Below are 26,952 nucleotides of genomic sequence, written 5' to 3'. Positions count from 1 at the left end.
CAGCTGCAAACAGCTTCACTCAATACCTATCTATATGGCAGGAGGAACATTGGCATGCCTATCATTTTTGCAGCAAGCCAAGCTTCCGGGCAGCCGCAGTCCACCAAGCAGGTCTTACTGATTTAACCGCAACGGTATGGGACAGCCACGGGTGGGGAAAGGTCAATTCTATTCCATGAAGCGCCTGATGCGTGAGGCTGCTCTGTCTGCGCGCGCCGTACAAGGTATCGCCGATAAGCGGGTGGCCAAGATGAGCCATGTGGACTCGAATCTGATGCGTCCGGCCTGTCTCCAGCTGAAGTGTTACCAGGGAGGCGGCGGGGGCGCGATGCAGCACTTGATAGTGTGTAACCGCATGATCCCCATCCGGTGTAATCCGCCTTCTCGAACGATGATGCCGGTCTTTGCCAATCGGCGCGTTCACTTTCCCGCGGTCAGCTTTAACCGCCCCTTCAACCAATGCTTCATAGCGGCGGTCAATCCGTTTGTCACGCATCGCTTCGTCCAGCCGCCACTGGGCCAGGTCATGCTTGGCGTACAGGACGGGACCCGCTGTATCATCATCAAGACGGTGGATGTGGCGGAGCAGAGCCGCTTGTCCTGTTTCAAGCGCATGCCGAAGAACCCATTCATCCAGTGTGCCCGAGTGGCCGGGGCGGGACGGATGAACAGCCATGCCGGACGGCTTGTCGGCAACCAGGCAATGATCATCCTCATACAGAATGACCGGCTCATCCAGGCCTTCTACATTCCTCTTTTCCGGCACGCCGGCTAACAGCGGATGAGCATTCAGATCAACATGCGGATAAGCCTTCAGCAGCAGTCGGCCGCTATCCAGCCTGATCCCGCCGACCGAGAACAGCCGGTTAATCCACTTGTCGGGGAATACAGCAAGAGCCAGCAGCCACTTCCGCACATCATGCGGATGGCTCCCGGCATCCAAGCCTTCTGGCAAAACAGCGGGAAGTGGAATTGCGATCCACTCCCCTTCTCGTGCTGCACGCTGCAAATCAAGGACCATCTGTCCCTTCTTCTCCATCATAGAGCCTGCAATGCTTCGCCGTGCGCAGCAATCGTAGCGTCAATATCCGCTTCTGTGTGCACACCCGATATAAACATGCCTTCATACTGCGATGGGGCAATACTGATACCGCGGTTGAGCATGCCGGCAAAATAAGCACGGAACCGTCCGAGGTCCGCTTGCTTGGCTGCATCGTAATTAGTCACCGGACCTTCGGTAAAGAACGGACAAACCATCGAGCCGACCCGATTAATGGTCGCCGGCACGCCCAGCCGGGCTGCATTGGCTGCAAATCCCTGCTCCAGACGCTGCGCAAGACGATCAAGCAGGTCATATGTATCCGGTGTCAGCAGCTTCAAGGTCGTATAGCCGGCTGCCATGGCCAGCGGGTTGCCTGACAGCGTGCCGGCCTGGTAGATCGGTCCGCTTGGCGCCATCATTTCCATGATATCTCTTCGCCCGCCATAGGCTCCTACTGGAAGTCCTCCGCCGATGACTTTACCGAGACATGTGAGATCCGGCGTTACGCCATACAATCCCTGTGCGCAATTGTAATGAACACGGAAGCCAGTCATCACCTCGTCAAAAATAAGAAGACTTCCGTACTGCTTGGTAATCTCCCGCAGTCCCTCAAGAAATCCGGGCTGCGGCGGCACAACGCCCATATTCCCCGCAATCGGCTCAACAATAATACACGCGATTTCTTCTCCGAACTTCTCAAATGCCAGCCGTACCGAATCCATGTCGTTATACGGCACCGTAATCGTGTGGGACGCTATGCTTTCGGGTACTCCAGGGCTGTCCGGAAGTCCGAGCGTCGCCACTCCCGATCCCGCCTTAATTAGCAGGCTGTCCGCGTGACCATGATAGGAACCCTCAAACTTGAGAATTCGGCTTCGCTTCGTGTAGCCTCTTGCCAAGCGGAGCGCACTCATCGTTGCTTCGGTACCGGAGTTGACCATACGAACGATTTCCACCGACGGGACGCGTTCCACAACCAGCTCTGCCATCAAGGTTTCCAGTTCCGTAGGAGCACCAAAGCTGGTACCCTTCTCCGCTGTCCGTTTCAGCGCTTCAACCACTTCCGGGTGAGCGTGGCCCATGATCAGCGGTCCCCAGGAAAGCACATAGTCAATATAGCTGTTGCCGTCAATATCATAGATTCTGGAGCCTTCTCCCCGCTCCACGTATACCGGTGTCAAGCCAACGGATTTGAATGCCCGCACGGGACTGTTAACGCCGCCGGGAATAACCCGCTTAGCCTGCTCAAATGCTGCTGCTGATTTGTGATCCAGACGTTGGTTCATCGTTAAGTTCACTCCTTATGGTTGGGATACTGCCGGCAGCTTAACCGGCCGTCTATGACAAACGCGGCCGCCTCGCAGCAGGTATCTGCCTCCATGCGAGCGGCCGCCGCTATCCTTGTTCAAAGCAGGCAAGCAGTCCCGTCAGGAACGCTCCGCCAGCCATTTTGCGGCATTGATCGCATCATAAGTAATGATTAGATCAGCACCCGCACGCTTCATGCCGGTCAGCAGCTCCAGCACAATCGCCCGCTCATCCAGCCAGCCATTCGCAGCTGCCGCCTTGACCATTGCATATTCTGCACTCACATTGTACGCCACGACCGGCAGGTCAAAGTTCTCCTTCAGTGCCCGAATAACATCCAGGTACGCGAGCGCCGGCTTTACCATCAGCATATCAGCGCCTTCCGCCACATCCGTTTCTGCCTCGCGCAGCGCTTCCCGGATATTGGCCGGGTCCATCTGATACGTTTTGCGGTCACCAAACTGCGGCGCCGAATGGGCAGCGTCACGGAAGGGACCGTAGAAGGCGGACGCATACTTAACGGAATAAGAGAGAATCGGGATATCAGCATAACCCGCATCATCAAGCCCCGCCCGTATCGCCTGTACAAACCCGTCCATCATGTTCGAAGGGGCGATCATATCTGCGCCCGCCTCCGCCTGCGAAACAGCCGCACGGACTAGAAGCTCAAGTGATTCATCGTTATCCACAGCCGCGGCACCGGACGGATGCTGATGAATGACACCGCAGTGGCCGTGATCGGTGAATTGGCACAGGCAGGTATCCGCTATGACCAGCATATCCGGTGCCCAGCGCTTGACCGCTCTTGTCGCTTCCTGAACAATGCCGTTCGGATCATAAGCCGAAGTGCCGACTGCGTCCTTCGTTTCCGGAATTCCGAAGAGCAGTACAGCCTGAATACCGGCATCCTGCGCTCTGCGGATCTCCTCCTCCAGACGGTCCAGTGAAAAATGGTACACACCCGGCATCGACGGGATTTCTTCCTTAACATTGGTGCCATAAGTGACGAATACCGGATAAATAAAATCATTAGCCGTCAGCACGGTTTCTCTGACAAGACCGCGCAGAGCCGCAGTTCGGCGGAGACGGCGGTGGCGCACAATCGGGTAGCTCATCGTGTTCCTCTCTCCTTCTGCCTGTGGCTGATTATCGTTTGGACAAGGTCCTCAACGGTCGCTTCAGCTGCTTCTATATCTATCTTGAGTCCTGCCTGGGCAGCGGTCTGCGAGGTAACAGGCCCGATACTGGCGAGTTCGGCACCGGCGATCAAGCCGGCAGGATCCTCTGCTCCAAGCGCGGACAAACGTGCCAACAAATTCGTAACCGTAGATGAGCTGGTGAACGTAATATAATGAATATCATTATTATGCAAGTATTCCAAGATATCTTCATCATCAGAGTCAGCCATTACCGTTTCATAAACGTCGATCTCTACCGGCAGCAGTCCCCGTTTCCGAAGCTCCGCAGGAAGAACTTCCCGGGCCAGATCGCCCCGCGGAAGCAGCACCTTCTGTCCGGGCTTCAGCGACTCTTCCAGACTGTCAAGCAGCCCTTCGGCCTGGAACTTCACAGGCAGCACATCTGTGCAGAGGCCAAAGCCGCGCAGAGCTTCTGCTGTCTTGGGACCGACTGCAGCAATTCTCGCTTTGGCGAACCGGCGGATATCGAGCCCCAAGCGCTGCAGCCAGCGGAAAAAGTACTCGACACCGTTCACACTCGTGAAGAAGATCCAGTCATACTCTTCCCCCTGCTCTACTGCTGCACGGATTGCGGCAGCCGGCTCTTCTCCTGCAGGCTCTCTTGTTTCAATAACGGGGAATTCCACAGGCTCGCCGCCAAGCTCCTCGATCCGTTCCACCAGCTCACTGGCCTGTGCACGGGCCCGGGTGACCATCACCCGTGTGCCGAAGAGCGGCTTCTGCTCCACCCACTTGAGCTTCTCCCGCTGACGCACCACTTCACCCACCACGATAACCGCAGGCGGCTGAAAATTCGTCTCAATGACCCGCTGCTCAATAGTAGAAAGTGTACCTGTAAGTGTATCCTGCTCCACACGCGTGCCCCATCTGACAAGCGCAACCGGAGTGTCAGGAGATTTGCCATGCCTTATCAGCTGCTCACTGATATAGCCAATCTTGGCTACTCCCATCAGGAAAATCAGTGTTCCAGTGGCATTGGTCACCTTGTCCCAGTGAATGGAGCGGTCCAGCTTCTCCGGACTTTCATGACCGGTAATAATGGACAGCGAGGAAGCGAAGTCCCGGTGTGTAACCGGTATCCCCGCATAGGCTGGAACAGCTATGGCCGATGTGATGCCAGGAACAATCTCATATTCAATCCCATGCTCCTGCAGAAGCTCAGCTTCTTCCCCCACACGGCCGAATATGGTGGGGTCTCCGCCCTTCAGCCTCGTAACGACCTTCCCTTCGAGAGCAAGATCAACCAGCAGCTGGTTAATGTCCTCCTGCTTCATCGTATGGCGGTCGGGCAGCTTACCTACGTAAACCTTCCCCGCACCCGGCTTCATAAATTTCAGCAGACGAGGGCTTGCCAGCCGGTCATAGACAATAACATCACTCCGCTTGATGCATTCCAGGCCTTTGACCGTAATCAGCTTCGGATCGCCTGGACCAGCCCCTACCAAATACACTTTCCCCTTGGTCATTCTTCTATCCCCTAACTTCCGCCAAAATACGTTCCGCTCCGTCTTCTCCGAGCAGCGCTGCCAGCTGCCTGCCCAGCTCTACCGGGTCAGTACCGGTCGAGGTTCTCTTCAGAATAACAGAGCCGTCCGGCTTACCCACCATGCCAGTCAAGGTGATGTCTTCTCCGTCCACCGTCGCATAAGCGCCTATCGGCACTTGGCAGCCTCCGTTCAGCACACCGAGGAATGTCCGCTCTGCCGTTACAGCAAGCACGGTTTCCCTGTGGCTGTAGAAGGCCAACAGCTCACGCACCTGCTCGTCTTCCTCCCGGCATTCAATGCCAAGGGCTCCCTGTCCAACAGCCGGAACACATTCTTCTGTAGGAATCGCCGCTGCCGCCCTGTCTTCCCAGCCCATCCGCTGCAGACCAGCCATTGCCAGCAGTATCGCATCGAACCCTTCGGTCTCCAGCTTCCTGATCCGGGAATCGATGTTCCCGCGAATCCATTCCACCTGGCAATCCGGACGCAGCCGCTTAATCTGGCAAGAACGGCGCAGACTGCTCGTACCCACCTTGGCTCCCTGCGGCAGCTCTGCTATCGTAGCGATGCCGTTCGTAATCAGTGCATCACGGGGGTCCACCCGTTTGGGAACCGCGCCAATCATCATGCCCGCCTGAAGTTCATGGGGCACATCCTTCATGCTGTGGACCGCCATATCAATGTCGCCATCCATTAGCGCCTGCTCAATCTCTTTCACAAAGAGACCTTTCCCGCCTACCTTCGATAAGGTGACGTCAAGAATCTTGTCCCCTTTGGTTACGATTTTACGAATTTCAAAGCGGTAAGGCAAATCATGCTCCCGGCAAATTGCTTCAAGCGCCTCAATAACCTGTCCCGTCTGAGTCAGCGCCAAAGCACTCTGTCTCGTACCTACTACAATGGTTCTGACCGGCTTCCGGCTGTCATTCGCTGCGTCTGTCATCATCCATTCCTCCTTCTAGCTGACTCTTAATCATATATAAGCGCTCCCGGATCCGCTCTTCATCGGTATCCAATCGCCAGTCGGTGCCCATCATATGTACGGCCCGGCGAAGCACCGCATGCCGCAAGCTGCTGTCCTTCAGCTCCGCTGCCGCCATCATGCGCAGCCTCCCAAGCCAAGCTGTAAAATCCTCATACTCTCTGCCATAGCATTCCTCAAGCTCTCGTGCAACACGGGCTGCAAGAGCCGGACTGCTCCCTGAAGCCGTTACAGCTATGACCAGATCTCCCCGGCGCACAACCGAAGGTGTGACAAAATCCCCTTCCAATGGCTTATCAGCCACTGTACAGGGGATTGCCCGACGCTTTGCCGCTTCCGCAACTTCCCGATTGACAGCCCTGTCACCCGAAGCTGCGAAAACAAGTGCTGCATGCTCAAGGTCCTGTTCCCGGTATTCCCGCTTACAGCAGTGAATAAACCCGCCTGCGGCCAGGTTGTCCAGGCCTGCTGTGACGGCAGGGCTCACCACCACGACCTCCGCACCAGCCTCCAGCAGACCATGTACTTTACGTTCTGCCACCGGCCCGCCGCCAATTACGATACATCGAGCACCCTCGACCATCAGCATAACCGGATAATATCGGACCATCAGCAGCCACCGCCTTTATCAGGAGAAAGAATGAAACCGTGAAAACGAGCTCAGCAGCAAATTCAAAATTAACACCGCGTAGGAGAGCAGATTCCAGCGCGTCGTTCTCCAGCCCGGCTGGTTAAAGAGAGTGCGTTTAACCACGTAACTGATATAGAAGAACAGCGCAATAAAAGACGAAATCACTTTCCAATCCAGCAAAAATGCCATCCGCCCTTCAAACAGCAGCGATGCGACCGCAAAGGCCAGTGACATAATCATCAGCGGAACGCCAATGACAACGGAACGAAACGTATACAGCTCCATGCTCTCTAGACTGGGCAGCCGCCGCATCGTCTTCGACCAGTTCTTCGTCTTCAGCTGAAAATGAAGAAACAGGTACATCCCGGAGAATATAGCGGCAAACGTAAAGGCCGCATACGCGCATAAGACAAGACTGATATGTACATATAACAGCTCACGGGCCAGCTGCCAGGTGGCAAGCGGCATTTCCTCTGAAGCGTTACTGAATAAATTAACCGTAAGCAGGACGAAAGCAATCACATTGACAAAAAAGACCAATAGGTCGATCCGAAAAAAACGGCTGGCCACCAAGGATACCGTTACAAGGAGCCAGGAAAAGAACAGCATATACTCCAGTCTGGACAGAAGCGCAAAATCAGCATGATGCACCATCCGCATTAGCAGATAGCCAGTCTGTAAGGTCCATACGAAAATAAGCAGCCCTGTTCCCATCCGTTTCGCTCTCCGGCTTGCGTCGACGAAGTCGGAGAAATAAAACAGAAGGCTCAGGGCATACATGTAAATCATCGTGTCGAATAATAGATTGTGTGTTACCATGGGTGCCTCCCGTTAGGCCAACCTATGGAGTAGCGGTTGCGAATCCGCTGGCCGCAGGCGCTGTCCGCGAAACCGTGCTTCGCACGGGCGCCAGCTTAGGCTGGGCTGCATCCGCTACCCGCTGCGCTTCATTCATTGCCTTGAGCGGCTCTTCAAGCGCAAACAGCTGGACAAACAAATCCATCGCTTCATCGGCCCGTTTGTCGCCAGCCATCTCCTTGATCCGAAGAATCGGCTCGCTCATCAGCTGATTCACCATGCTCTTGGTTAACTTGCTGATCACTTTCCGTTCATGCTCATCCAGATCCGGAAGCTTATTGAGCATGCTTCCCATCGTCTCTTCATGGATAGCGGCTGCCTTCGACTGAAGGGAGCGGATCAGCGGCACGACGCCAAGCGTCTTGTACCAGCTGCGGAACTCGTCCTTCTCCTCTTCGATCATCGCTTCAATCTTAACCGCTTCCCGGCGCCGCTGCTCCAGATTGCTCTCCACAATGCCTTCCAGGTCATCAATATCGTAGAGGAACACATTAGGAATATCTGCAATCGCAGGGTCCAGGTCACGCGGTACGGCGATATCTATCATGAACAGCGGGCGGGATTTACGGCGCTGCATCTCCTGTTGAACCATCATCTTCGTCAGCACAAAATCCTTCGCTCCCGTCGAGCTGATGATCACATCCGCTTCATGCAGCCGGGTCTCCGCTTCCTTAAGCGTTATCGGCTCGCCCTTGAACTTGCCCGCAAGCTCCAGGGCACGCTCGTAAGTCCGGTTTACAACAAGCACCCGCTCTGCACCATTGGCGTGCAAATGCTTCGCTGTCAGCTCGCTCATCTTGCCCGCTCCGATAATCATGACCGTCTTGCCGCTGAACTTGCCGAATATCCGTTTGCCGAGTTCGACTGCTGCATAGCTAACCGATACAGCCGATTCACCAATTGAAGTCTCTGCATGGGCACGCTTGGCCAATGTAACAGCCTGCTTGAACAGCATGTTAAACAGCGTCCCGGTCGCTTTCTCCTGCTGGGCAAGCAGGAATGCATTCTTGACCTGCCCCAGAATCTGGGTTTCACCAATGACCATGGAATCCAGTCCGCTGGTAACACGGAACAAGTGATCAATCGCACGATCGTCTTCATACATATATAGATGCTGCGTGAACTGGTCACGCGGCAGTCCAAACCACTGTTCCATGAAGCTTCTTATATAATGTCCGCACAGGTGATGACGGTCCACGACCGCATAAATCTCTGTGCGGTTGCAAGTACCGACAATGACGCCTTCCAATATGCTCTTCGTATGTTTGAGCTGTCTGACCGCCTCCGGTAGATCAGCTTCAGCGAACGAGAAACGTTCTCTGACCTCTACGGGAGCTGTACGGTAATTCAGACCGACCACTATGATGTGCACATGCGTCACCACCTTTACTTGATCTTAAGCTGTGTTAATTATAGCATAGTTCGACAGGTTGTACGGATTCATTTATGAATAAAATTTGAATGCAAATCAACCAAATATAGTGTAAACAAGCACTCGGTTGATTATACCAGAAACACCCGCAAGAGGAAAATATCAAAAAAAATAACCACAGCATCAGCTGTGGTTATTCGATCATGCCGGTTAAGATTTGACCAGCTCTACATGCTTAAATTCAGGGTCAACCACCTGTAATTCGCCCAAGCCGCGAACAAGCTTCTTGGCATGAATCGTGGTTGGCTTCAATACCGACATCATGTAATCAATCGCGAGTTGAGGATCTACTGTTTCGCCACAAGTATAACAATCCAGTGCGGCAAAACCTCTCTCAGGATACGTGTGAATGGAGAGATGACTTTCCGACAGCAATACAAGAACCGTCGCCCCTTGAGGCTCAAACTGTTTGGATTGTACCGACAGTACTGTAGCGCCGCATGCCTCTGCAGCCTCTACCATCTGAGCTTGCAAGAACTCAGCGTTGTTCAGCAAATCGAAATCTACACCCCAAGTGTCAACAGCTACATGTCTTCCGAAAGTTGAATATTCCATCTTCCGGTTCCCCCTTCCTAGGAATAAAATGTTTGAAAAATTTCATCCGCTAGGACCTACGTCATTCACTACCCGAGGGAATAATCTCTCGCAACATTACATGTCCTGAGTGAATCCTGGTTCCTATTATCATGTCAACGAAGTTAAAAATAACATCTATCGTCGAATAATGCAATAGTTTTTTTCAAATCCGACGCTGGATGTACAAACTCTAATCTTCACGGCCGCTGCGCATGTTCCGTAGACAGAGTATGAGCGTCTCCGTATGGTTGTGCTGTCTTCATAGTAAAAAAATAAACCGCCATAGCCGGAAGGCTCTAGCGGTTTAGATTCAAGCTTGCAACCCTTGCTCAAGGAGCTTCAAGGATGAACAGCTTCTGGGTGTGCTGCTTCAGACGCGCATCAATGTCGCTGATCTCGACCGGGTTCTTCGACTGATTCCGAAGGTCCAGCAGCTCATTAATCGCACTCTGAATCCGTTCAATCTCAAATTCGATTTGGCGGTTATGGAACACACGCTCCAGCTGACCGAGTGTATCCTTCAGTTCGAAGACCGTCCGGGTTTCACCGGCGGCATGCTCTTCAATCTTCTGAACAGCACCCTTCTTATAGTGGTAAACCATCGTATAATTCGGATAGATACGGTTCACGATCGCATCGCCGCGGAAGGTGGATACCGCTTTGCGCATGGCGTTAGTTAATTTCTGATGAACCAGGCGGCAGGAAAGCACACACACAAACAGTTCTTCATGTCTTTCAAAGGTCAGGCGGATTTCTTCACTCGCTGCTTCATCCACGAGGGCCAGTTCATGATTGCCGTTCTCGAGCACCCGCACCTTCATGCGAACATTCTGATCTCCCATGAAACGGACAAACTTGGCCATCTCTTGCGCCGTTAACTGCAGACAGGCTTTCACATATTCCGTGGCTAACCGTTGAGCCATAAAAATCTCCTCAATTCTTTAAACTTACATGACTTTCTGCCTGATTCTATTATAAGCCATTTAGCTTCCAACTTCTTGCCGGCGAGGCTCGATATTTCCGCATATTTCTGAATAATCCCGTGGATTTCACGAAGAGGCCAGCCTTTTTCGCTGTATCCTCTCTTTTGTAGCGAATGTTAAGCGGGTTTCTGCCTTATCCGGCAATTGCTCGCTGGATTACTTCCCACAGCTCTTCCCTACCTATACCCTTTTCGGAGGAAAATAAAACAAACTGGTCAGACGGATCAGCCTGAAGCGTTTCCTTCGCAATCCGGATATGTTTATCCCACTTGCCCTTCGGGATTTTGTCACACTTGGTGACGACGACGCATACCGGGATGTCATGGTGCTTAAGCCAATCATACATCAGACAGTCATCCTCCGTCGGCGGAAAGCGGATATCGACAATCTGGATGAGAAGCTTCAGCGGCTCGCGCTCCCGGATGTAGGATTCGATGATTTCGCCCCACTTGGCCCGCTGGGCCTTGGAAACCTTGGCATAACCGTAGCCTGGAAAGTCCACAAAATATAACATGTCATTAATGCGGTAATAGTTGAGCTGCTGTGTCTTTCCCGGCTGTGAGCTGGTTCTTGCCAAATTCCTGCGTTCGATCATCCGGTTGATGAGCGAGGATTTCCCCACGTTTGAACGCCCTGCCAGAGCAATCTCCGGCAAGGCGTCCTCAGGGAATTGGTCCGGTTTAACGGCACTGATTACAAACTCGGCTTGCTTGATCTTCATAAAAGGCTTCCCTGCTTTCGGTTAGTAACGGATTAATGTACATCAGCTTGAACGGTAAGCGCATGCTCCAGCACTTCATCCATATGCGCAACCGGAACAAACTCCAGCTCGCTTCGGACGCTGTCCGGGATATCGCGCAGGTCACGTTCATTGTCTTTTGGAAGCAATACTTTCTTGATGCCGGCGCGGTGCGCGGCGAGTGACTTTTCCTTCAGTCCGCCAATCGGCAGCACACGTCCCCGCAGTGTAATTTCGCCCGTCATCGCCACCTCCCTGGATACGAAGCGGCCGGTCAGCGCTGAGATCAGCGCGGTAGCCATCGTAATTCCCGCGGACGGGCCATCCTTAGGAATCGCTCCTTCCGGTATGTGGATGTGAATATCATTCTTCTCGTGGAACTCCGGATCAATCCCGAATTCCTTCGCTTTGCCCCGGGTATAGCTGAAGGCGGCTTGAGCGGATTCCTTCATCACATCGCCCAGCTTGCCTGTCAGGGTCAGCTTGCCGCTGCCGGGCAGTACGGTCACTTCAATGACAAGCGTGTCCCCGCCAACCTCTGTCCATGCAAGCCCGGTAACTGCGCCGATCTGATCCTCCTGCTCCGCAAGACCAAACCGGAATTTGCCCGGTCCGAGCCAGTCCTTGACCTTGTCGGTGTCCACAGTAATCGGAGCGGCTTCCGGACTGGCCACAATTTCCTTGGCAGCCTTCCTGCAGAGTGCTGCGATTTGCTGCTCAAGATTCCTGACGCCGGATTCCCGGGTATATTCCCGGACTACCTGCATTACAGCGTCATCTTCAACAACAAGCTGCTCTTCCTCCAGCCCGTGCTCACGCTTCTGCTTGGGCAGCAGATACTTCCGGGCAATCTGCATCTTCTCAAGCTCCGTATAGCCCGGTATATAGAGCATCTCCATCCGGTCAAGGAGCGGCCTCGGAATATTGTGAACAGCATTCGCTGTCGTGATGAACATAACATTCGACAGGTCAAAGGGCACCTCAACGAAATGGTCGCTGAATGTGTTATTCTGCTCAGGGTCCAGCACCTCCAGAAGCGCAGATGCCGGGTCTCCACGGAAATCCATCGCCATCTTGTCGATTTCATCCAGGAGGAAGACCGGGTTAAGTGAGCCCGCTGTCTTCATCCCCTGTATGACACGGCCCGGCATCGCGCCGACATAAGTACGGCGGTGGCCGCGGATTTCCGCTTCATCACGCACACCGCCAAGCGATATCCGGACGAATTCCCGTCCAAGCGATTTGGCCACAGAACGCGCAAGCGAGGTTTTGCCCACCCCTGGAGGGCCGACGAGACAGAGAATAGGCCCCTTCATCTTCTTGACCAGCTGCTGCACGGCTAAGTACTCCAGCACCCGCTCCTTCGGCTTTTCAAGGCCGTAGTGATCTTCGTCCAGAATAGCTTCAGCATTCTTGATATCCAGGTCATCCTCGGTAAGCTTGTTCCATGGAAGCGCCAACAGCCAATCCACATAGTTGCGGATTACACCTGCTTCAGCCGAAGCAGCCGGCATCTTCTCCAGGCGGTCGATCTCCTTCTCAATCTTCTCCTTGACGCTCTCCGGCACACCTGCTTCTGCCAGCTGGTTGCGAAGCTCCTCCACCTCACCGGCACGGCCTTCCTTATCGCCAAGCTCCTTCTGGATCGCCTTCATCTGCTCGCGGAGGTAATACTCCTTCTGTGTCTTCTCCATCTGCTTCTTGACCCGCTGGCTGATCTTCCGCTCAAGCTCCAGCACTTCCCGCTCATTATTCAGAATGTCCAGCAGCTTCTCCAAGCGGGCGCGTACATCTACCGTTTCGAGAATCTCCTGTTTATCCTTGATTTTCAGCGAAAGATGGCTTGTGATAACGTCCGCCAGCCGCCCGGGCTCATCAATATCCGATACAGCCGCCAGCGTCTCTGGCGTTACCTTCTTGGAGAGATTGATGTAGTGCTCAAACTGGTTCAATACCGTGCGCATCAGCGCATCAATCTCCGGATCTGTTGACTCCTGCTCCGGAAGTTCCTTCACCATCACCTCATAAAACTCATCATTGCTCAAGTATTCCTGTATTTCGGCGCGGACAACGCCCTCTACGAGAACTCGGATCGTACCGTTCGGCAGCTTAAGCATCTGCCTGACACGCGCGATCGTTCCCACTCGGTATATATCTTCTACTGTCGGCTCTTCAATGTTGACCTCCGACTGCGAGCACAGCAAAATCATATGATCTTCGATCATTGACCGCTCCAACGCCCGGACTGATTTATCCCTGCCGACGTCTAGGTGGAGCACCATGCTGGGATACACAAGAAGACCCCTCAGCGGAAGCAATGGCAGCCGCCGCCCTTTTCCTTTTCCAGGTCCCATGCAAGCACCTCCAAAAATGTCTTTCCCCTTATTTTATCATTCCGCGGAATCCGCCTGCAAATACGACACCCCTGGTGCATGAAATAATTCAGCAGGCTTAACGATTTCCAGCTCGGGAACCTGCAGCTCGACGGCCGGGAATGCCGCTTTGAACAGATCATCCACATGATCCGCGGGAATGACCTTGAGTCCTTCCAAACCGCCAAATATGTCCTGCCAATTGTCCTTCGGAATCAGTACCGTCTCAGCCCCTGCCTGGAATGCTGCTTCTACCTTGGCAAGCACCCCGCCTACCGGCTTGATGTTGCCGTGAATTCCTACCTCACCAGTCATCGCCAGCTTGTTGTCAACCGGCTCTCCCATAATCGCAGAGGCGATCGCCGTCAGCATGGCTACCCCTGCGGAAGGCCCGTCAATCGGTGTACCGCCCGGAAAGTTAATATGAAGATCGTAATGCTGCGGCTGGAAGCCGTAACGGCGAAGCACGGTCAGCACATTTTCCACTGAACCCTTCGCCATGCTCTTCCTGCGTAGTGTCCGGGAGCCGCCTCCGAGTTCTTCCTCATCTACAACACCTGTAATGGTGAAGCTGCCTTTGCCGCTGCGGACCGGAATCGCACTGACTTCGATCTCCAGCAGTGTGCCCATATTCGGACCGTAAACCGCTAGACCATTCACAAATCCCACCTGAGGCTCTGCCGGAACCTTCCGGTCAGGCCGAGGCGGAATCTGACTGCTGTTCACTACCCATTCAATGTCTGCCGCCGTAATCGTATCCCGCTTCTCCGACATCGCAAGTCCGGCCGCCAGCTGTACGACATTCACCGCTTCCCGGCCGTTGGTTGCGTACTTCATAATGACATTAACCGCTTCCTGATTGGTGGGAAACCCAATTTTCTGAATTGCATTGGATGCAATGACCGCAATCTCATCCTGAAGCAGCGGGCGGAAATAGATTTCCATACACCGCGAACGCAATGCCGGCGGCAGTTCCGTCGAGGATCGGGTCGTCGCTCCGACAAGCCTGAAGTCCGCTGGCAGCCCATTCTGAAAAATATCATGAATATACATCGGAATGTTATGGTCTTCCGAATTGTAATACGCGCTCTCCAAATAAACCTTGCGGTCCTCAAGCACCTTTAACAGCTTGTTCATCTGGATAGGATGCAATTCACCGATTTCATCGATGAAGAGCATGCCGCCATGAGCCTTGGTAACCGCCCCCGGCTTCGGCTGGGGGATTCCGGCCACACCCATCGCGCCCGCTCCCTGATAGATCGGGTCATGGACCGATCCGATCAGGGGATCAGCGATACCCCTCTCATCAAACCGGGCGGTCGTTGCGTCAATCTCAGTAAATTTCGCCTCTGCCAGAAATGGCGATGAAGGATTCCTCTTCGCCTCCTCCAGCACAACTCTGGCGGCGGCCGTCTTCCCCACACCCGGCGGCCCATAAATAATGACATGCTGCGGATTGGCGCTGCACATGGCAGCCTTCAATGCGCGCAGTCCGTCCTTCTGGCCGATAATATCATTCATTGACTGCGGCCGCGTTTTCTCGGCCAGCGGCTTGGTAAGTGAAATCGACCGCAATTTTCTCAGCTTATCCATCTCTTTGCGCGATTCCTTATCCACCGCAGACCGGTTCGTCTTCTGGTTACGCAGAAGATTCCAGAAATACAAGCCGATCACAACGGCGAAGAATACTTGAATCAACATCAACACAATACTTAAATTCATTCCAATCCGCTCCTCCCAAAGGTAACCGGTTAACCTGCTTCTACACCACTGCATCCTCTTGTTTATGTACCGGGCAGCCATTCTGGAAAGTTCCGCCCGTGCAAGCGGCAAGCTTCTCTCAAAAGCAAAACACCGGCAAAAGGCTAATACTTGGTAGTATTGCCCCTTGCCGGTAGGAATAACCGTAACGTCTTATGGAATTTATATGGATGGAATGACAGCTTTACACTGGCATATGCTTGCTTCGGCCGGGAATTTCCCCTGTAGCTTCATAGACGCGAACGATTTCGTCAATCTCCTTCTTCAGCTCGCTCAGCAGCTCAGTTTCAGGAACTTTACGGATCATCTCTCCGTAGCGGAACAGCATCCCTTCACCCCGCGCTCCAGCGATACCAATATCAGCTTCACGCGCCTCACCCGGTCCATTGACCGCACAGCCCAGTACAGATACCTTAATCGGAACCTTAATCTGGGATATGTACTCTTCCACCTCATTGGCGATCGAGAAGAGATCGATATCCAGGCGTCCACAGGTCGGGCAGGACACAAGGGTTGCCGCATTGGTGATCAGACCGAAGGTCTTAAGCAGCTCGCGTGCCACCTTTACTTCTTCGACCGGATCAGCACTAAGACTAATCCTTACTGTATTACCAATCCCCATAGCGAGCAGGGCCCCAATGCCCGCGGAGCTCTTGACAGTGCCGGAGAACAGCGTCCCCGCCTCCGTAATCCCCAGATGCAGCGGATAACGGATTTTCTCGGCTGCCATACTGTAGGCGGCAATGGCCATCGGCACATCCGAGGCTTTCAGCGAAACGATAATATCGTGGAAATCCAGCTCTTCCAGAATGCCGATATGGAACAACGCACTCTCTACCATGGCTTCAGGTGTCGGGTAACCGTATTTCTCCAGCAGGTGGTTCTCCAGCGAGCCGGCATTTACACCGATCCGGATCGGAATGTTCCGCTCCTTGCACGCTTTTACTACCGCCTCTACCTTCTCCCTGCGGCCGATATTGCCCGGGTTAATACGTACCTTGTCGATCCCGTTCTCGATGGCCTTCAGGGCAAGCCGGTAGTCAAAATGAACATCGGCAACAAGCGGAATGTGGATGCGCTTCTTGATTTCCTTAATGGCTTCCGCTGCTTCCACATTGTTCACCGTCACGCGCACCACCTGACAGCCGGCTTCCTCAAGACGCAGGATCTCATTAACTGTCGCCTCTACGTTCGCCGTCTTGGTCGTGCACATGCTCTGGATGATGACCTCATTGCTGCCGCCGATAGTGAGATTCCCGACTTTGACTGGTATGGTATCTTTCCTGTGTATCATAAGTCTCCCTCTCCCTATGAACGTCAAAGTCCACCCTGCGGGAGCGCATTAGCGGCTCCCGGCAAGGGTGGATTCGACGTTTATCCGTATTAGGCGCTTTCTTCCTTCTTCTTACCCTTCTTGGTTGTCAGCTCCGGCATGATTTTATCCTGAACGACCTTCTCGGTAATCAGGCAGTTGTTCACTTCGTCGCGTGACGGCGCTTCATACATCACGTCGAGCATAATGCCTTCGATAATCGCCCGGAGTCCGCGTGCGCCTGTGTTGCGCTTAATCGCTTCCTTCGCAATCGCTTCAAGCGCCGCAGGCTCAAACTCCAGCTTGACATTATCCATCTCAAGCAGCTTCTGATACTGCTTGACAAGCGCGTTCTTCGGTTCGGACAGAATCCGAATGAGGGCCTTCTCGTCAAGCGGCTCCAGAGCAGAGATAACCGGCAGACGTCCGACGAATTCCGGAATCAGACCAAACTTCAGCAGATCCTCCGGCAGCACGAGCGACAGATACTCGCCCGGCTTCAAATCCTTCTGTCCTTCGCCTCCTGTATTGAAGCCGATAACCTTCTTGCCGATCCGGCGTTTGATCAGCTGTTCCAAGCCGTCAAATGCTCCGCCGCAAATGAATAGGATATTGGTGGTGTCAATCTGGATAAACTCCTGGTGAGGATGCTTCCGTCCGCCTTGCGGAGGTACCGAAGCAACGGTGCCTTCCAGAATCTTCAGCAGTGCCTGCTGCACCCCTTCACCCGATACGTCGCGTGTAATCGACGGGTTCTCGGATTTACGTGCGACCTTATCAATCTCATCGATATAGATAATCCCGCGCTCAGCCTTCTCCACATCATAATCAGCAGCCTGGATCAGCTTGAGGAGGATATTTTCCACATCTTCACCGACATAGCCTGCTTCCGTCAGCGAGGTTGCATCCGCAATTGCAAACGGCACGTTCAAAATTTTGGCCATTGTCTGAGCAAGGAGTGTCTTGCCTGAGCCCGTTGGTCCAACCAGAAGAATGTTACTCTTCTGCAGCTCGACATCCTCAATCTTGCTCTGCGAGTTAATTCGCTTGTAGTGGTTATAGACAGCAACAGCCAGCGACTTCTTGGCCTGGTCCTGCCCGATCACGTATTGGTCGAGGATATCACGGATATCCTTCGGCTTCGGCACGTCCTTCAGATCGAGCTCTTCCTCATGGCCGAGCTCCTCCTCGACGATTTCCGTGCAAAGCTCGATACACTCATCGCATATATAAACACCAGGACCGGCAACAAGCTTGCGCACCTGGTCTTGGGATTTGCCGCAGAACGAACATTTCAGCTGGCCCTTCTCATCATTGAACTTAAACATCGGATCACCCCTTCTTCGTAATGACTAAATGCTCGGCGTGGGCGTGGTGACGACCTTATCAATAAGCCCGTAAGCCAGCGCTTCATCCGCACTCATAAAATAATCCCGATCCGTGTCACGGTCGATCTTGTCGTACGGCTGGCCGGTACGGTCCACATAAATCTGATTCAACTTCTGCTTGGTCTTCAAAATCCAGTCGGCATGGATCTTGATATCGGTCGCCTGACCGCGTACTCCGCCAAGCGGCTGATGGATCATTACTTCGCTGTTCGGCAGCGCCAATCGCTTTCCTTTGGCGCCGGCTGTAAGCAGCAGCGACCCCATGCTTGCGGCCATACCGACACAGATCGTCGATACGTCCGGCTTGATAAACTGCATCGTATCGTAAATACCCATTCCCGCCGTTACCGAACCACCTGGCGAGTTGATATAGAGATGGATGTCTTTCTCCGGGTCGTCAGCTGCCAGGAACAGCAGCTGCGCGATGATGGCATTGGCCACATCATCATCAATAGCGCTCCCTAGAAATATAATCCGGTCCTTAAGGAGCCGGGAATAAATATCGTAGGATCGTTCTCCCCGATTGCTTTGCTCTACCACGATCGGTACAAGATTCATGTGACCAACCTCTTTTCTTTTCGGGATCGAATACCAATTATCATTTTATCATGTTCAGCTCTGCATGTCATTTTTCTGTGTAGTACAGTATACGGGCGTCAACGATCAATATGTATCGGGGGAAATTCCCCATTTTTATACAAAAAGCTATGTAGGGGCGAAATAAGGCACGTGCCTGAAGTACGTGCCTTATCTCTGTGTGATTGGGTTATGACGGGTGCGGCTTACGCCACTTCCGTAGCTGTCTTGCTGTTATCAAGCAGGAACTTGATCGTCTTGCGGAGCGTCAAGTCTTCCTTCAGGTTCTCGATGTTGCCGTTGCGCGTAAAGATGTCGCGCAGTTCTTCCACCGGACGGTTATACGATGTGGAAAGCTTCTCGAGCTCTTCGTTCACGTCTTCCTCGGTAACCGAAATGTTCTCTTCCTTCGCAACCTGCTCCAGCACCAGGTTGTTCAGAACGCGCTTCTCGGCATCGGACTTCATTTGCTCGCGAAGAGCAGCCTCGTCCTGGCCCGAGAACTGGTAGTACAGCTCCAGGTTCATTCCCTGCATGCGCAGGCGGTTCTCGAAGTCGCGAAGCATGAAGTCGGTTTCCGTTGCAACCATCGCAGCCGGAATATCAACCTCAGCATTGGCCGCAACCTTGTCTACAACAGCGATTTCGCGAGCCTGCTCTGCTTCCTTCTCCTTGCGTTCCTTCAGCTTGGCGGACAAGTCCTGCTTGTACTCATCAAGCGTATCAAATTCACTGACATCCTTCGCGAACTCATCATCCAGAGCCGGGAGGTTCTTGCGCTTGATCTCATGCAGCTTCACCTTGAATACAGCCGGCTTTCCTTTCAGATGCTCAGCGTGATAGTTCTCAGGGAAGGTTACTTCCACATCCTTGAAGTCGCCGGTCTGCATGCCGATGATCTGCTCTTCAAAGCCCGGGATAAAAGATCCGGAACCGATTTCCAGCGAATAACGCTCGCTCTGACCGCCTTCAAACTGCTCGCCATCCACATAACCGTCGAAATCAATAACGGCCGTATCGCCGTTCTCAACCGCACCTTCGTCGATTACAACGAGCTCAGCATGGCGCTGCTGAAGACGCTCCAGCTCCGCATTCAGCTCTTCTTCGGTTACTTCTGTGCTCACGGCCGGCACTTCCAGCCCCTTGTACTCGCCCAGCTTCACTTCCGGCTTAACCGTTACCTTAGCCTTGAAGATGAATGTCTGGCCTTTGCCGAACTGCTCGACATCGATCTCCGGACGGTCAACTGGCTGAATGCCTGTTTCCTGTACCGCAGCCGAGTATACATCAGGAAGCAGAATATCAATTGCATCCTGATACAGGCTTTCCACGCCAAAACGCGCTTCGAAGATACCGCGAGGCACCTTGCCCTTCCGGAAGCCCGGAACATTAACCTTCTGTGACACTTTCTTAAACGCCTTGTCGAGCGCTTCTGTCACTTGATCGGCATCCACCTCAACGTTCAGGACACCCTGATTCTTTTCTATTGTTTCCCAAGTTGCTTTCATATTATGCCTTCCCCTCCAAAACTGACACTTCCGTCAATTCTATTCACGATTTTAAACCATTCCATTATAAACTAACATCGCGCTTAATATCAAGGCTGTCCTGATGGGTCAATACCGGTAATTCCAACGCGCCTGAGCGCCCTGCAGGCCTGCTCATAACGAAACCTGAGCGATTCCGGTATGCCGTATGTATCGCGTATTGCTTCATCATCTGCCGAGCCGTATGCGACCAGCAGCAGATTCATATGAAGGGCCGCAGCCCAGCTGTCCACAACCGCCTCATCGGGATCGAGCATCCGGTTATAATCGGAGGTGCCGTACAGAAATTGTAAGTACTCCTTCCACAGCTCACGGGCAAAATGGGGCAGGGTCGGATCGGATACCTCCGTAATCTGCTCCACCCTCTCCAGAATGGCCACCACCGCCTCCGGAAATTCCTCCATCGCAAGGGGAGTCGATTCGATATCAAGCTCCACCGACTCTCCTACCCGGTCGGCAATATGTATTCTTCCCGAAACACCGCGCCTCCTCAGGCACTGCAGAGCCTTGAACTGAATGGCCGGATGCAGCGGCTCATGTGACAGCCACTCCAGCAGGGTCCGGTCCACCTCCTCGCTGCGCAGGTATACCGCCCGCTCAAGCGCCAGCAGCTGCTGCTCCAGAACCGGATGATGCTGCATGATGTGAAGAACCTGGCGGACATAGTCCTCATCGGTATTGTCAGCTTGCGAGGAGCCAAGGGCCCGTTCCCTCATCAAGCGTTCATCCTCGTCCTCTGCCTCTTCAATATATGGGCCGCCGTCCCCCTTATCGGGAAAAGCAACTTCTATCCAGGCCAGCAGGTTCCGCCATTCTTCGTAATGATGTTCTTCTTCCCCTTGGCAATTAAGCAGGAACCGCAGCAGCTGTTTGGCTTCGCCAAACTGCTCCGCTTCCAGCAGCCGGGTAAGCTGGATTTGATAATGGTCCAGCATCTTCGGAAACAGATATACATTATCCTTCGAATCCTCATGCGGATGGTTAGGGGTCGTAATAAGGAATCACCGCCTTTAAACATGCGATCCAGGCCCGCGTGCCTGGTACTGTTCGAGCACCGGGACTGCGGGTGAAGGCCCGTCATCGATTTCGTTCATTAAGTATAGCATGACCTGTCAACAGAAAGAAAAGACGCATTTCTTCCTATATTGATTTTTACCCTCTTCTATGCTAATATAACCATTGCTGTCTCCTGCCAGCAGAGACCGGACTTTTTGCGATCTCATCCGATCACAAATAATGCTTGCAGGGATTAGACGACCGTGGTACAATGATTCATGTTTCTGTCTCGCTTGCATCCTGTCCCAGTAGCTCAGTTGGATAGAGCACTCGCCTTCTAAGCGAGTTGTCGGGGGTTCGAATCCCTCCTGGGACGTTCTTAGTTATACATGCCGAAGAACCGCTTCCTGTGAAGCGGTTCTTTTCTATATGCCTGTGGAACATGGCGGATTACATTAATCGTTGCGGACGATAAGATATATAATAAGCCCCAGCACCGGGAAGACCAGCGTACCTATGAGCACAAGCAGGCAAAATTCCCGGTTCCTACCCCTGCTCCGTGCATCTCTGTAGGCCCAGATGCTTGTGATGATATTCAGCAGGTACAGCCCGAGTATAAACAGGACCACCGTCAGGCCGCTGACAAATAACAGCTCCACAAGAATCACTCCTCTTCCATCGGTTTTCTTCTACAGACTTACGTTACCCAATATTCTACCCGTCAAAAAAAGGCCGGGGGCTGTTCCATTACGGATGCCCCGGCCTGTTTACGTATTTCTACCTAATATAATATACGGCATATCCATACAACAGCCTATACGGATGCCTATCAGATCTTGAACTTGTCGATGGATTTCTGCAGCTCTTCGGAAAGCTCGGACAGCCTGCCAATCGTGCCTGTAACTTCCTGAACAGATGCGCTCTGTTCCTCGGAAGCGGCTGCCACCTCTTCGAAGCCTGCTGCCTGCTCCTGCGTTACGCCAGATATCTGCTGCATGGCATCCGCTATCTTGGCGAAGGAACGCTCAAAGCCGACCAGCGTTTCCAGCAGATGATCCGTGCGCTCCGAATAGTTCATGATGCCGTTTTGAATTTCTCTGAAGTTTGCATACGTTCCGGTAATCCAGCCATGCCCCTGCTCCACGGCCTGGTAGCCTTCCGCTACCCGCTCGATGACGAGATTGCTGTTCTCCTGCGTACTGGAGATCAGCTCTGTAATGGAAAGGGCTGCTTCGGCAGACTGCTCGGCCAGCTTGCGCACTTCACCTGCTACAACCGCAAAGCCTTTGCCCTGCTCGCCAACACGCGCGGCTTCGATGGCAGCGTTCAGCGCCAGCAGGTTGGTCTGCTGGGAGATGCCGGAGATAATGCCGATGATCTCGCCAATCTCTCTTGAACGGTCTCCAAGCTTCTGGGCTGCTTCACGGGAGTGCAGCATAACATCCCGGATCGTTTCCATCTGCTGAAGCGTCTGCTCAACCAGCTTCTGGCCTTCCTCGGACTGTCCTTTGACCTGGTGAGAAATTTCACGCATGCTGCCCACCTCAGCGGTTACTACCGCAAGCTCGCTGTCGATATCCGAGATCGTCGACGTGCTGGACGAAATGCTGTCCACAATATGAGTAAGCCCGTCGCTGAGCTTGTTCATGGACTGCGCCACTTCATCCGAGCTTTCACTGGTGCCCTGTGCATTATGGTGCAGCATCCGGCTCGTGGCTGACATCTCTTGAGACATGCTCGCAATCTGGTGTATCAGACCCTGCAGGTTATGGCCCATGACTTTGAAGGAAGCAGCCAGTCTGCCAAGCTCATCCTTCCGCTTCATCTCGAATGTCTCGCTGAGATCGCCTGCGGCAACCTTCTCGGTTGCATCCATCAGAATACGGATCGGCCTGGTCACGATACGTCCCAGGATCAGGGCAATGCCGATACCCAGTACGGCAACAATGACGGTGATCAGAATCGTCGTGAACTGAACTTGCTTGGCTGCTTCCGGTATGGCGCTGGCATCCAGGTCAATGCCCAATATGCCGTAAGCTTCACCTTGTACGTTCTTCATAGGAGCAAACACTGACTTATGAGTACCAAATTCATCACTGTAAACGTCACTTGTTGTTGCAGTATCATTCTGCATGGCCTCGTGCATCTCCGGCGTAAATTCGTATGCCGTACCGAAGTCTTCCGGCAGGCCGGTCAGCACGTCAATCCGCTCAGTCCCGCTGTGATTGGACAGGATATAGACGCTCTCAAGACCGTGTGTTTCCTGCAGGGATTCAAGCACTTTCTTGATTGCATTATAGCGGGCATCATTATGAGCCTGAATCGGAACATTGTACAGCGGCACCTGACGGAGCGATTGCTGTGCGATCGTGATATTCGTTTCAAGACGCCTGTCAAACTGTTCCAGCAGCTTGCCCGACAGTTCCTTGTTGATCAGCGTGCCGGAGATCGCGAAGGCGCTGCAGGCCATCAGCAGAATCAAGAGAATGCAGAACAGAATTTTTCCTGTCAAGGAGCGGGTAATGCCGATCTTGCCTTTGCCTGATGTTTGTTTTGTTGTCGGCTTACGTTTCAAGGGGAACCAGACCTTCCTTCATGGAGTGTGCTTCATATTCAGCAATGACGGCTGCTGCAACTTGTTTCAAGTAGGTCACGATTTCTCCTACATGCTCTACCTGCGTGTATGGCGAGATCACGAACAGCTTGGAAGCATAGAGCGCAGTCTGATTGCCATCCTTCGTCTTCACGACCAGATGCTTCTTGGTATCGCCGAAGAACATCCGGTCCCGGCCTTCGCCAAGCGCCTCGAACAACCGTTCATTCATCTCGTTCGTTCTTCTGATCTGGTCCAGCGTGCATCCGCCTGCCACCTCTTCCCAGAAGCCGGGCACGTCCTTCGGATATATCCGGAACAGGGTGATAATCCCCGGGTTAGCCGGGTTCACGACCACAAGCTCAGGAGCACGGAGCGCAAGCTCAGCGCGGAAAGCCAGATTTACTTCTACGAACTGTGCCAGGAGCCTGCGGTAGCCGTCCGCCCCGAAAGCAAGCAGCGCACTATAGATACTGATCGAGCTGGCCATCCGCGAGCATTCCAGCGTGTAGCCGGTATGGTACTGGCCGTAGCCGCGGTGTCCAACATAAGGGGTCTCCTCCGGCTCAAGATCAACCAAATTCAAATCCTGCGCGTTCTTCACCAGGAAAAGACTTGTCGTATACGGCGTTTGTCCGAGCTTCTGGAAATCAAAGCACAACGAATCGGCCAGGCTCAGATGAATCATCCTGCTGCGGATTGCTCCCAACGCCTCAAGCACTGGAGCGGAAAAAGCAAGCGGGTTAGCTTCAAAGTCATAATCGTTGAAGAAAGCGAAAAATCCTCCAAGCGCAGAATCAGCATGAATATGCGGCCGCTGCAAGCCGTGAGCGGCTGCTACCGACTGTGCAGTCTCGCGGACGCTGCTTACATCATCAATCCCCATGGCATCCGTTGTCGAGGTCGTAGCCACGATATAGACGGGGATTCCGCCTTTATGAATCACCTGCTCGAGCTTACGCCTCAAGTCTGCCGTATCCATTGAGCTGTCGGGCAGTGTACGCACACGGACCAGCCGGTCGCTGCCGAGCCCGGTCGCTTCCATAGACTTATACAAGCTGTAGTGAGCCGCTTCCGAGCAGAACGCATACAGATTGTCCGGCACTCCCCTACGCTTGGCTTCCGGAGCAAATTTGGCGATCGCCATCCTGAGGCCGGTAAAAATCGCACCTTGTCCTCCCCAGGTTGTATAGCCGCCGCTGACAAGCGGGTCATAGCCGGCCACCCTGGACATCATCGCGATTACATTAACCTCGGCTTCTGCCCCTGCAGGACCGTATACATCCCATAGATTGTTGCCATTGACCATAAATGCAGCCAGCATGCCGGCGATGCCCGGGATACTCGCCATAGGCAGGATATTGGTCAGAAAATACTTGGTGTGGTAAGGATGCGCATGAAGCAGGTGAAGCAGCTTGTCTCCAACCTCCTCCATCTTCATTCCTTGGGCCGGCACAGAGCTTGTCTTCAGTATGTCACGGTAGAACGAGCCTGACCGGTCTTTGGAGCCCTTCAGATAGACGGCATCCGGATCTTTCAGCGCATCAGTCCCTTTAAGCAGCTGTTCAAACAGACCAAGCATTACATTTCGTCTCTCCGCATTACCATCATCACTGGGAAACAGCTGCCTGATGTCTGTCATACTCTCCCTATCCATTACGAACCCTCTTTCTCTATTCTTCATTATTTCGCAACTCAGTTGTGTAGACGCAAGGCCATCTGAGATGAGCGCGCACAGCAAAATAAGCATCAAGTGCTTCCTGTAAAATGGAGCATCCAGACGCCATGATTGGAGCTGGCTGACATTACCGCAGCTTAATAAACGGTTGTAGTCCCTGTAGCTTTGCGTCACTGCCTTTCGGCAGCTTTGCCCCTATATAATAAGAGATTCAGTGGCATACAATTGAAAATCATTCTCACCATTTGAATATACTAGGAATATCGTATTCGTATCCTTCCCCTTCCAAGCGCCCGAACTACTCTGTCTGCGGGTCTCATCGTGTCTAGTCTGATAGTTGTACAATCTTAGGAAATGGAAGACTTTGAGATTTGAAGAATGGATTCATAATACTATTTCCAAGCGGACAAATCAATAACAAACCCAAAAATAATGTCGAATTATACAAAATATTCACGTTTTGTAGTCCCCTCTTCCTAATCGCTCTCTCCCAGCCGATTATCGGCAAACAAGCCAGGGTAATAGAGCATAAACTAACCGAGAATAGAAAGGAGGCTGCCGATGAACCGCAAAGAAAAAACGATTTACTTTGGCAAACAGCTGTATGCCCGCGTGAAGGATGATGAGGTTCCGGCCCTGGGGGCTCAGCTTACCTACTATTTGATCCTTGCATTCTTCCCTTTTCTGATTTTTCTTGTTAGTGTGTTGGGGTATGCGCATCTGTCCGGCAGCGACTTGATTGAACAATTAATCAGGCTTCTTCCTGAGGAAACAGGTCAGAGTGTCCGGGTAATCGTCAACGAAGTAACGAACAACCAGAGCGGCGCCCTCCTCTCCTTCGGTATGCTGGCCACAATCTGGGCGGCTTCCAACGGCATTAACGCCGTAATCAAGGGGATTAACAAGGCTTATGATGAGGAAGAGACCCGCCCCTTCTGGAAGGTTAGAGGAATCGCGATACTGTCAACGCTGGTGCTGGCCGTGGTCATTCTGCTGGCTATGCTGATGGTCGTCTTCGGCCGGGTGCTTGGCGAGTACCTGTTCTCATGGATGGGGTATCCGGCGGGCTTTGAGCTTCTATGGGGCATTATGAAATATGTCATACCGCTGCTTGTCATGTTCGGGGTGTTCATGCTGCTGTACCGGGTAACGCCAAACCGCAAGCTGACCTGGAAGGAGGTCATACCGGGGTCTGCATTTGCCACAATCGGCTGGATCGTGACCTCGCTGCTCTTCTCCTTTTATGTAAATAATTTTGGCAACTACACCAAGACATACGGAAGCCTGGGGGCGGTGATGGTGCTCCTGATCTGGATGTACATCAGTGCCATCATCATTGTGCTCGGAGGCGAAATCAACGCAACCGCAGCCCTTGGCGAGAAAGAACGCAAGCCTCGAACGGCTCAAAGCCGAGAGTCTTCTACCAGCTGGAATATGAACAAAAACAAGCCTACTTCCGCAAGGTCGTAAGGCTTGTTTTTCTTTGTCCAGA

At 53.1% G+C, this 26,952-nt stretch carries 22 protein-coding genes, 1 tRNA gene and 1 riboswitch; of the genes, 2 read left to right on the top strand and 21 right to left on the bottom strand.

What is annotated here, in order from left to right; all coding sequences use genetic code 11:
- Positions 1–61: 61 nt before the first annotated feature.
- The 18 genes from DNH61_RS19325 to DNH61_RS19240 form a co-directional block, all read right to left on the bottom strand.
- Entirely contained in the window at positions 62–1,042 is a 981-nt protein-coding gene (locus DNH61_RS19325; RefSeq protein ID WP_245948264.1) for an RluA family pseudouridine synthase, read from the bottom strand.
- Complete coding sequence (gene hemL / locus DNH61_RS19320; RefSeq protein WP_181438791.1) at positions 1,039–2,328, bottom strand: glutamate-1-semialdehyde 2,1-aminomutase; 1,290 nt, start codon at positions 2,326–2,328, stop codon at positions 1,039–1,041. The genes DNH61_RS19325 and hemL overlap by 4 nt, the downstream gene beginning before the upstream one ends.
- A 141-nt stretch (positions 2,329–2,469) precedes the next feature.
- On the bottom strand, positions 2,470–3,465 hold the full coding sequence (gene hemB, locus DNH61_RS19315; protein WP_111148471.1) for a porphobilinogen synthase: 996 nt from the start codon (positions 3,463–3,465) through the stop codon (positions 2,470–2,472).
- Positions 3,462–5,015 carry a uroporphyrinogen-III C-methyltransferase gene (gene cobA / locus DNH61_RS19310; protein WP_111148470.1) on the bottom strand — a complete coding sequence of 518 codons (1,554 nt, stop codon included), beginning with the start codon at positions 5,013–5,015 and terminating at the stop codon, positions 3,462–3,464. The genes hemB and cobA overlap by 4 nt, the downstream gene beginning before the upstream one ends.
- A gap of 4 nt (positions 5,016–5,019) precedes the next feature.
- Positions 5,020–5,982 (bottom strand): hydroxymethylbilane synthase, encoded by a 963-nt coding sequence (hemC, locus tag DNH61_RS19305; protein WP_281272420.1) that lies wholly within the window; start codon positions 5,980–5,982, stop codon positions 5,020–5,022.
- Positions 5,960–6,628 (bottom strand): precorrin-2 dehydrogenase/sirohydrochlorin ferrochelatase family protein, encoded by a 669-nt coding sequence (locus DNH61_RS19300; protein WP_111148466.1) that lies wholly within the window; start codon positions 6,626–6,628, stop codon positions 5,960–5,962. Before DNH61_RS19300 ends, hemC begins: the two co-directional genes overlap by 23 nt.
- A gap of 18 nt (positions 6,629–6,646) precedes the next feature.
- On the bottom strand, positions 6,647–7,468 hold the full coding sequence (locus DNH61_RS19295; protein ID WP_111148464.1) for a cytochrome C assembly family protein: 822 nt from the start codon (positions 7,466–7,468) through the stop codon (positions 6,647–6,649).
- Between the two features lie 22 nt (positions 7,469–7,490).
- The gene (gene hemA, locus DNH61_RS19290; RefSeq protein ID WP_111148462.1) at positions 7,491–8,879 is read right to left on the bottom strand and encodes a glutamyl-tRNA reductase; all 1,389 of its coding nucleotides are present in this window, start codon (positions 8,877–8,879) and stop codon (positions 7,491–7,493) included.
- Between the two features lie 210 nt (positions 8,880–9,089).
- Positions 9,090–9,494: an adenosylmethionine decarboxylase gene (gene speD, locus DNH61_RS19285; RefSeq protein ID WP_111148460.1), complete on the bottom strand. Its 405-nt coding sequence runs from the start codon at positions 9,492–9,494 to the stop codon at positions 9,090–9,092.
- 350 nt (positions 9,495–9,844) lie between these two features.
- Complete coding sequence (locus tag DNH61_RS19280) at positions 9,845–10,438, bottom strand: non-ribosomal peptide synthetase module (RefSeq protein WP_111148458.1); 594 nt, start codon at positions 10,436–10,438, stop codon at positions 9,845–9,847.
- Between the two features lie 193 nt (positions 10,439–10,631).
- Positions 10,632–11,219 carry a ribosome biogenesis GTP-binding protein YihA/YsxC gene (yihA, locus tag DNH61_RS19275; RefSeq protein WP_111148456.1) on the bottom strand — a complete coding sequence of 196 codons (588 nt, stop codon included), beginning with the start codon at positions 11,217–11,219 and terminating at the stop codon, positions 10,632–10,634.
- Between the two features lie 32 nt (positions 11,220–11,251).
- Entirely contained in the window at positions 11,252–13,591 is a 2,340-nt protein-coding gene (gene lon / locus DNH61_RS19270) for an endopeptidase La (protein ID WP_111148454.1), read from the bottom strand.
- 36 nt (positions 13,592–13,627) lie between these two features.
- Positions 13,628–15,331 (bottom strand): ATP-dependent protease LonB, encoded by a 1,704-nt coding sequence (gene lonB / locus DNH61_RS19265; RefSeq protein WP_111148452.1) that lies wholly within the window; start codon positions 15,329–15,331, stop codon positions 13,628–13,630.
- Positions 15,332–15,554: 223 nt separating this feature from the next.
- Complete coding sequence (ispG, locus tag DNH61_RS19260) at positions 15,555–16,664, bottom strand: flavodoxin-dependent (E)-4-hydroxy-3-methylbut-2-enyl-diphosphate synthase (RefSeq protein WP_111148450.1); 1,110 nt, start codon at positions 16,662–16,664, stop codon at positions 15,555–15,557.
- 89 nt (positions 16,665–16,753) lie between these two features.
- Positions 16,754–18,010, bottom strand: coding sequence for an ATP-dependent protease ATP-binding subunit ClpX (gene clpX / locus DNH61_RS19255; RefSeq protein ID WP_111148448.1), 1,257 nt, complete (start codon positions 18,008–18,010; stop codon positions 16,754–16,756).
- Positions 18,011–18,034: 24 nt separating this feature from the next.
- Positions 18,035–18,628 carry an ATP-dependent Clp endopeptidase proteolytic subunit ClpP gene (gene clpP / locus DNH61_RS19250; protein ID WP_111148446.1) on the bottom strand — a complete coding sequence of 198 codons (594 nt, stop codon included), beginning with the start codon at positions 18,626–18,628 and terminating at the stop codon, positions 18,035–18,037.
- Positions 18,629–18,852: 224 nt separating this feature from the next.
- Complete coding sequence (gene tig, locus DNH61_RS19245) at positions 18,853–20,154, bottom strand: trigger factor (RefSeq protein WP_111148444.1); 1,302 nt, start codon at positions 20,152–20,154, stop codon at positions 18,853–18,855.
- Positions 20,155–20,243: 89 nt separating this feature from the next.
- The gene (locus tag DNH61_RS19240; RefSeq protein WP_111148442.1) at positions 20,244–21,128 is read right to left on the bottom strand and encodes a hypothetical protein; all 885 of its coding nucleotides are present in this window, start codon (positions 21,126–21,128) and stop codon (positions 20,244–20,246) included.
- Between the two features lie 363 nt (positions 21,129–21,491).
- Between DNH61_RS19240 and DNH61_RS19235 the strand changes: the two genes are divergently transcribed.
- Positions 21,492–21,565: transfer RNA gene (locus DNH61_RS19235), tRNA-Arg, on the top strand.
- 79 nt (positions 21,566–21,644) lie between these two features.
- Here DNH61_RS19235 and DNH61_RS19230 read toward each other — a convergent pair.
- From DNH61_RS19230 to DNH61_RS19220, 3 genes are all read right to left on the bottom strand, one after another.
- Entirely contained in the window at positions 21,645–21,848 is a 204-nt protein-coding gene (locus DNH61_RS19230; RefSeq protein ID WP_245948263.1) for a PLDc N-terminal domain-containing protein, read from the bottom strand.
- Positions 21,849–22,018: 170 nt separating this feature from the next.
- Positions 22,019–23,764, bottom strand: a complete 1,746-nt coding sequence (locus DNH61_RS19225; protein ID WP_111148440.1) for a methyl-accepting chemotaxis protein — start codon at positions 23,762–23,764, stop codon at positions 22,019–22,021.
- Entirely contained in the window at positions 23,754–25,439 is a 1,686-nt protein-coding gene (locus DNH61_RS19220) for a pyridoxal phosphate-dependent decarboxylase family protein (RefSeq protein WP_111148438.1), read from the bottom strand. The genes DNH61_RS19225 and DNH61_RS19220 overlap by 11 nt, the downstream gene beginning before the upstream one ends.
- Before the next feature lie 130 nt (positions 25,440–25,569).
- Positions 25,570–25,664: riboswitch (cyclic di-GMP riboswitch) on the bottom strand.
- A gap of 357 nt (positions 25,665–26,021) precedes the next feature.
- Here DNH61_RS19220 and DNH61_RS19215 point away from each other — a divergent pair.
- Entirely contained in the window at positions 26,022–26,930 is a 909-nt protein-coding gene (locus tag DNH61_RS19215; RefSeq protein ID WP_111148436.1) for a YihY/virulence factor BrkB family protein, read from the top strand.
- Positions 26,931–26,952: the final 22 nt, after the last annotated feature.

The sequence above is a fragment of the Paenibacillus sambharensis genome, from assembly GCF_003233845.1.
Classification (GTDB): domain Bacteria; phylum Bacillota; class Bacilli; order Paenibacillales; family Paenibacillaceae; genus Paenibacillus_I; species Paenibacillus_I sambharensis.
The sequence above is the reverse complement of the archived record's forward strand: the minus strand, read 5'-3'. Positions and strand labels throughout refer to the sequence as shown.

Excerpts from the sequence above, each read along its gene's own strand:
- DNH61_RS19220 (WP_111148438.1), bottom strand. The coding sequence starts at position 25,439 with ATGGATAGGGAGAGTATGACAGACATCAGGCAGCTGTTTCCCAGTGAT.
- hemL (WP_181438791.1), bottom strand. The coding sequence starts at position 2,328 with ATGAACCAACGTCTGGATCACAAATCAGCAGCAGCATTTGAGCAGGCT.
- speD (WP_111148460.1), bottom strand. The coding sequence starts at position 9,494 with ATGGAATATTCAACTTTCGGAAGACATGTAGCTGTTGACACTTGGGGT.
- lon (WP_111148454.1), bottom strand. The coding sequence starts at position 13,591 with ATGGGACCTGGAAAAGGAAAAGGGCGGCGGCTGCCATTGCTTCCGCTG.
- cobA (WP_111148470.1), bottom strand. The coding sequence starts at position 5,015 with ATGACCAAGGGGAAAGTGTATTTGGTAGGGGCTGGTCCAGGCGATCCG.
- clpP (WP_111148446.1), bottom strand. The coding sequence starts at position 18,628 with ATGAATCTTGTACCGATCGTGGTAGAGCAAAGCAATCGGGGAGAACGA.
- DNH61_RS19325 (WP_245948264.1), bottom strand. The coding sequence starts at position 1,042 with ATGATGGAGAAGAAGGGACAGATGGTCCTTGATTTGCAGCGTGCAGCA.
- DNH61_RS19295 (WP_111148464.1), bottom strand. The coding sequence starts at position 7,468 with ATGGTAACACACAATCTATTATTCGACACGATGATTTACATGTATGCC.
- DNH61_RS19280 (WP_111148458.1), bottom strand. The coding sequence starts at position 10,438 with ATGGCTCAACGGTTAGCCACGGAATATGTGAAAGCCTGTCTGCAGTTA.
- tig (WP_111148444.1), bottom strand. The coding sequence starts at position 20,154 with ATGAAAGCAACTTGGGAAACAATAGAAAAGAATCAGGGTGTCCTGAAC.
- ispG (WP_111148450.1), bottom strand. The coding sequence starts at position 16,664 with ATGATACACAGGAAAGATACCATACCAGTCAAAGTCGGGAATCTCACT.
- yihA (WP_111148456.1), bottom strand. The coding sequence starts at position 11,219 with ATGAAGATCAAGCAAGCCGAGTTTGTAATCAGTGCCGTTAAACCGGAC.
- clpX (WP_111148448.1), bottom strand. The coding sequence starts at position 18,010 with ATGTTTAAGTTCAATGATGAGAAGGGCCAGCTGAAATGTTCGTTCTGC.
- hemB (WP_111148471.1), bottom strand. The coding sequence starts at position 3,465 with ATGAGCTACCCGATTGTGCGCCACCGCCGTCTCCGCCGAACTGCGGCT.
- DNH61_RS19300 (WP_111148466.1), bottom strand. The coding sequence starts at position 6,628 with ATGGTCCGATATTATCCGGTTATGCTGATGGTCGAGGGTGCTCGATGT.
- hemC (WP_281272420.1), bottom strand. The coding sequence starts at position 5,982 with ATGATGACAGACGCAGCGAATGACAGCCGGAAGCCGGTCAGAACCATT.
- DNH61_RS19215 (WP_111148436.1), top strand. The coding sequence starts at position 26,022 with ATGAACCGCAAAGAAAAAACGATTTACTTTGGCAAACAGCTGTATGCC.
- lonB (WP_111148452.1), bottom strand. The coding sequence starts at position 15,331 with ATGAATTTAAGTATTGTGTTGATGTTGATTCAAGTATTCTTCGCCGTT.
- DNH61_RS19240 (WP_111148442.1), bottom strand. The coding sequence starts at position 21,128 with ATGCTGGACCATTATCAAATCCAGCTTACCCGGCTGCTGGAAGCGGAG.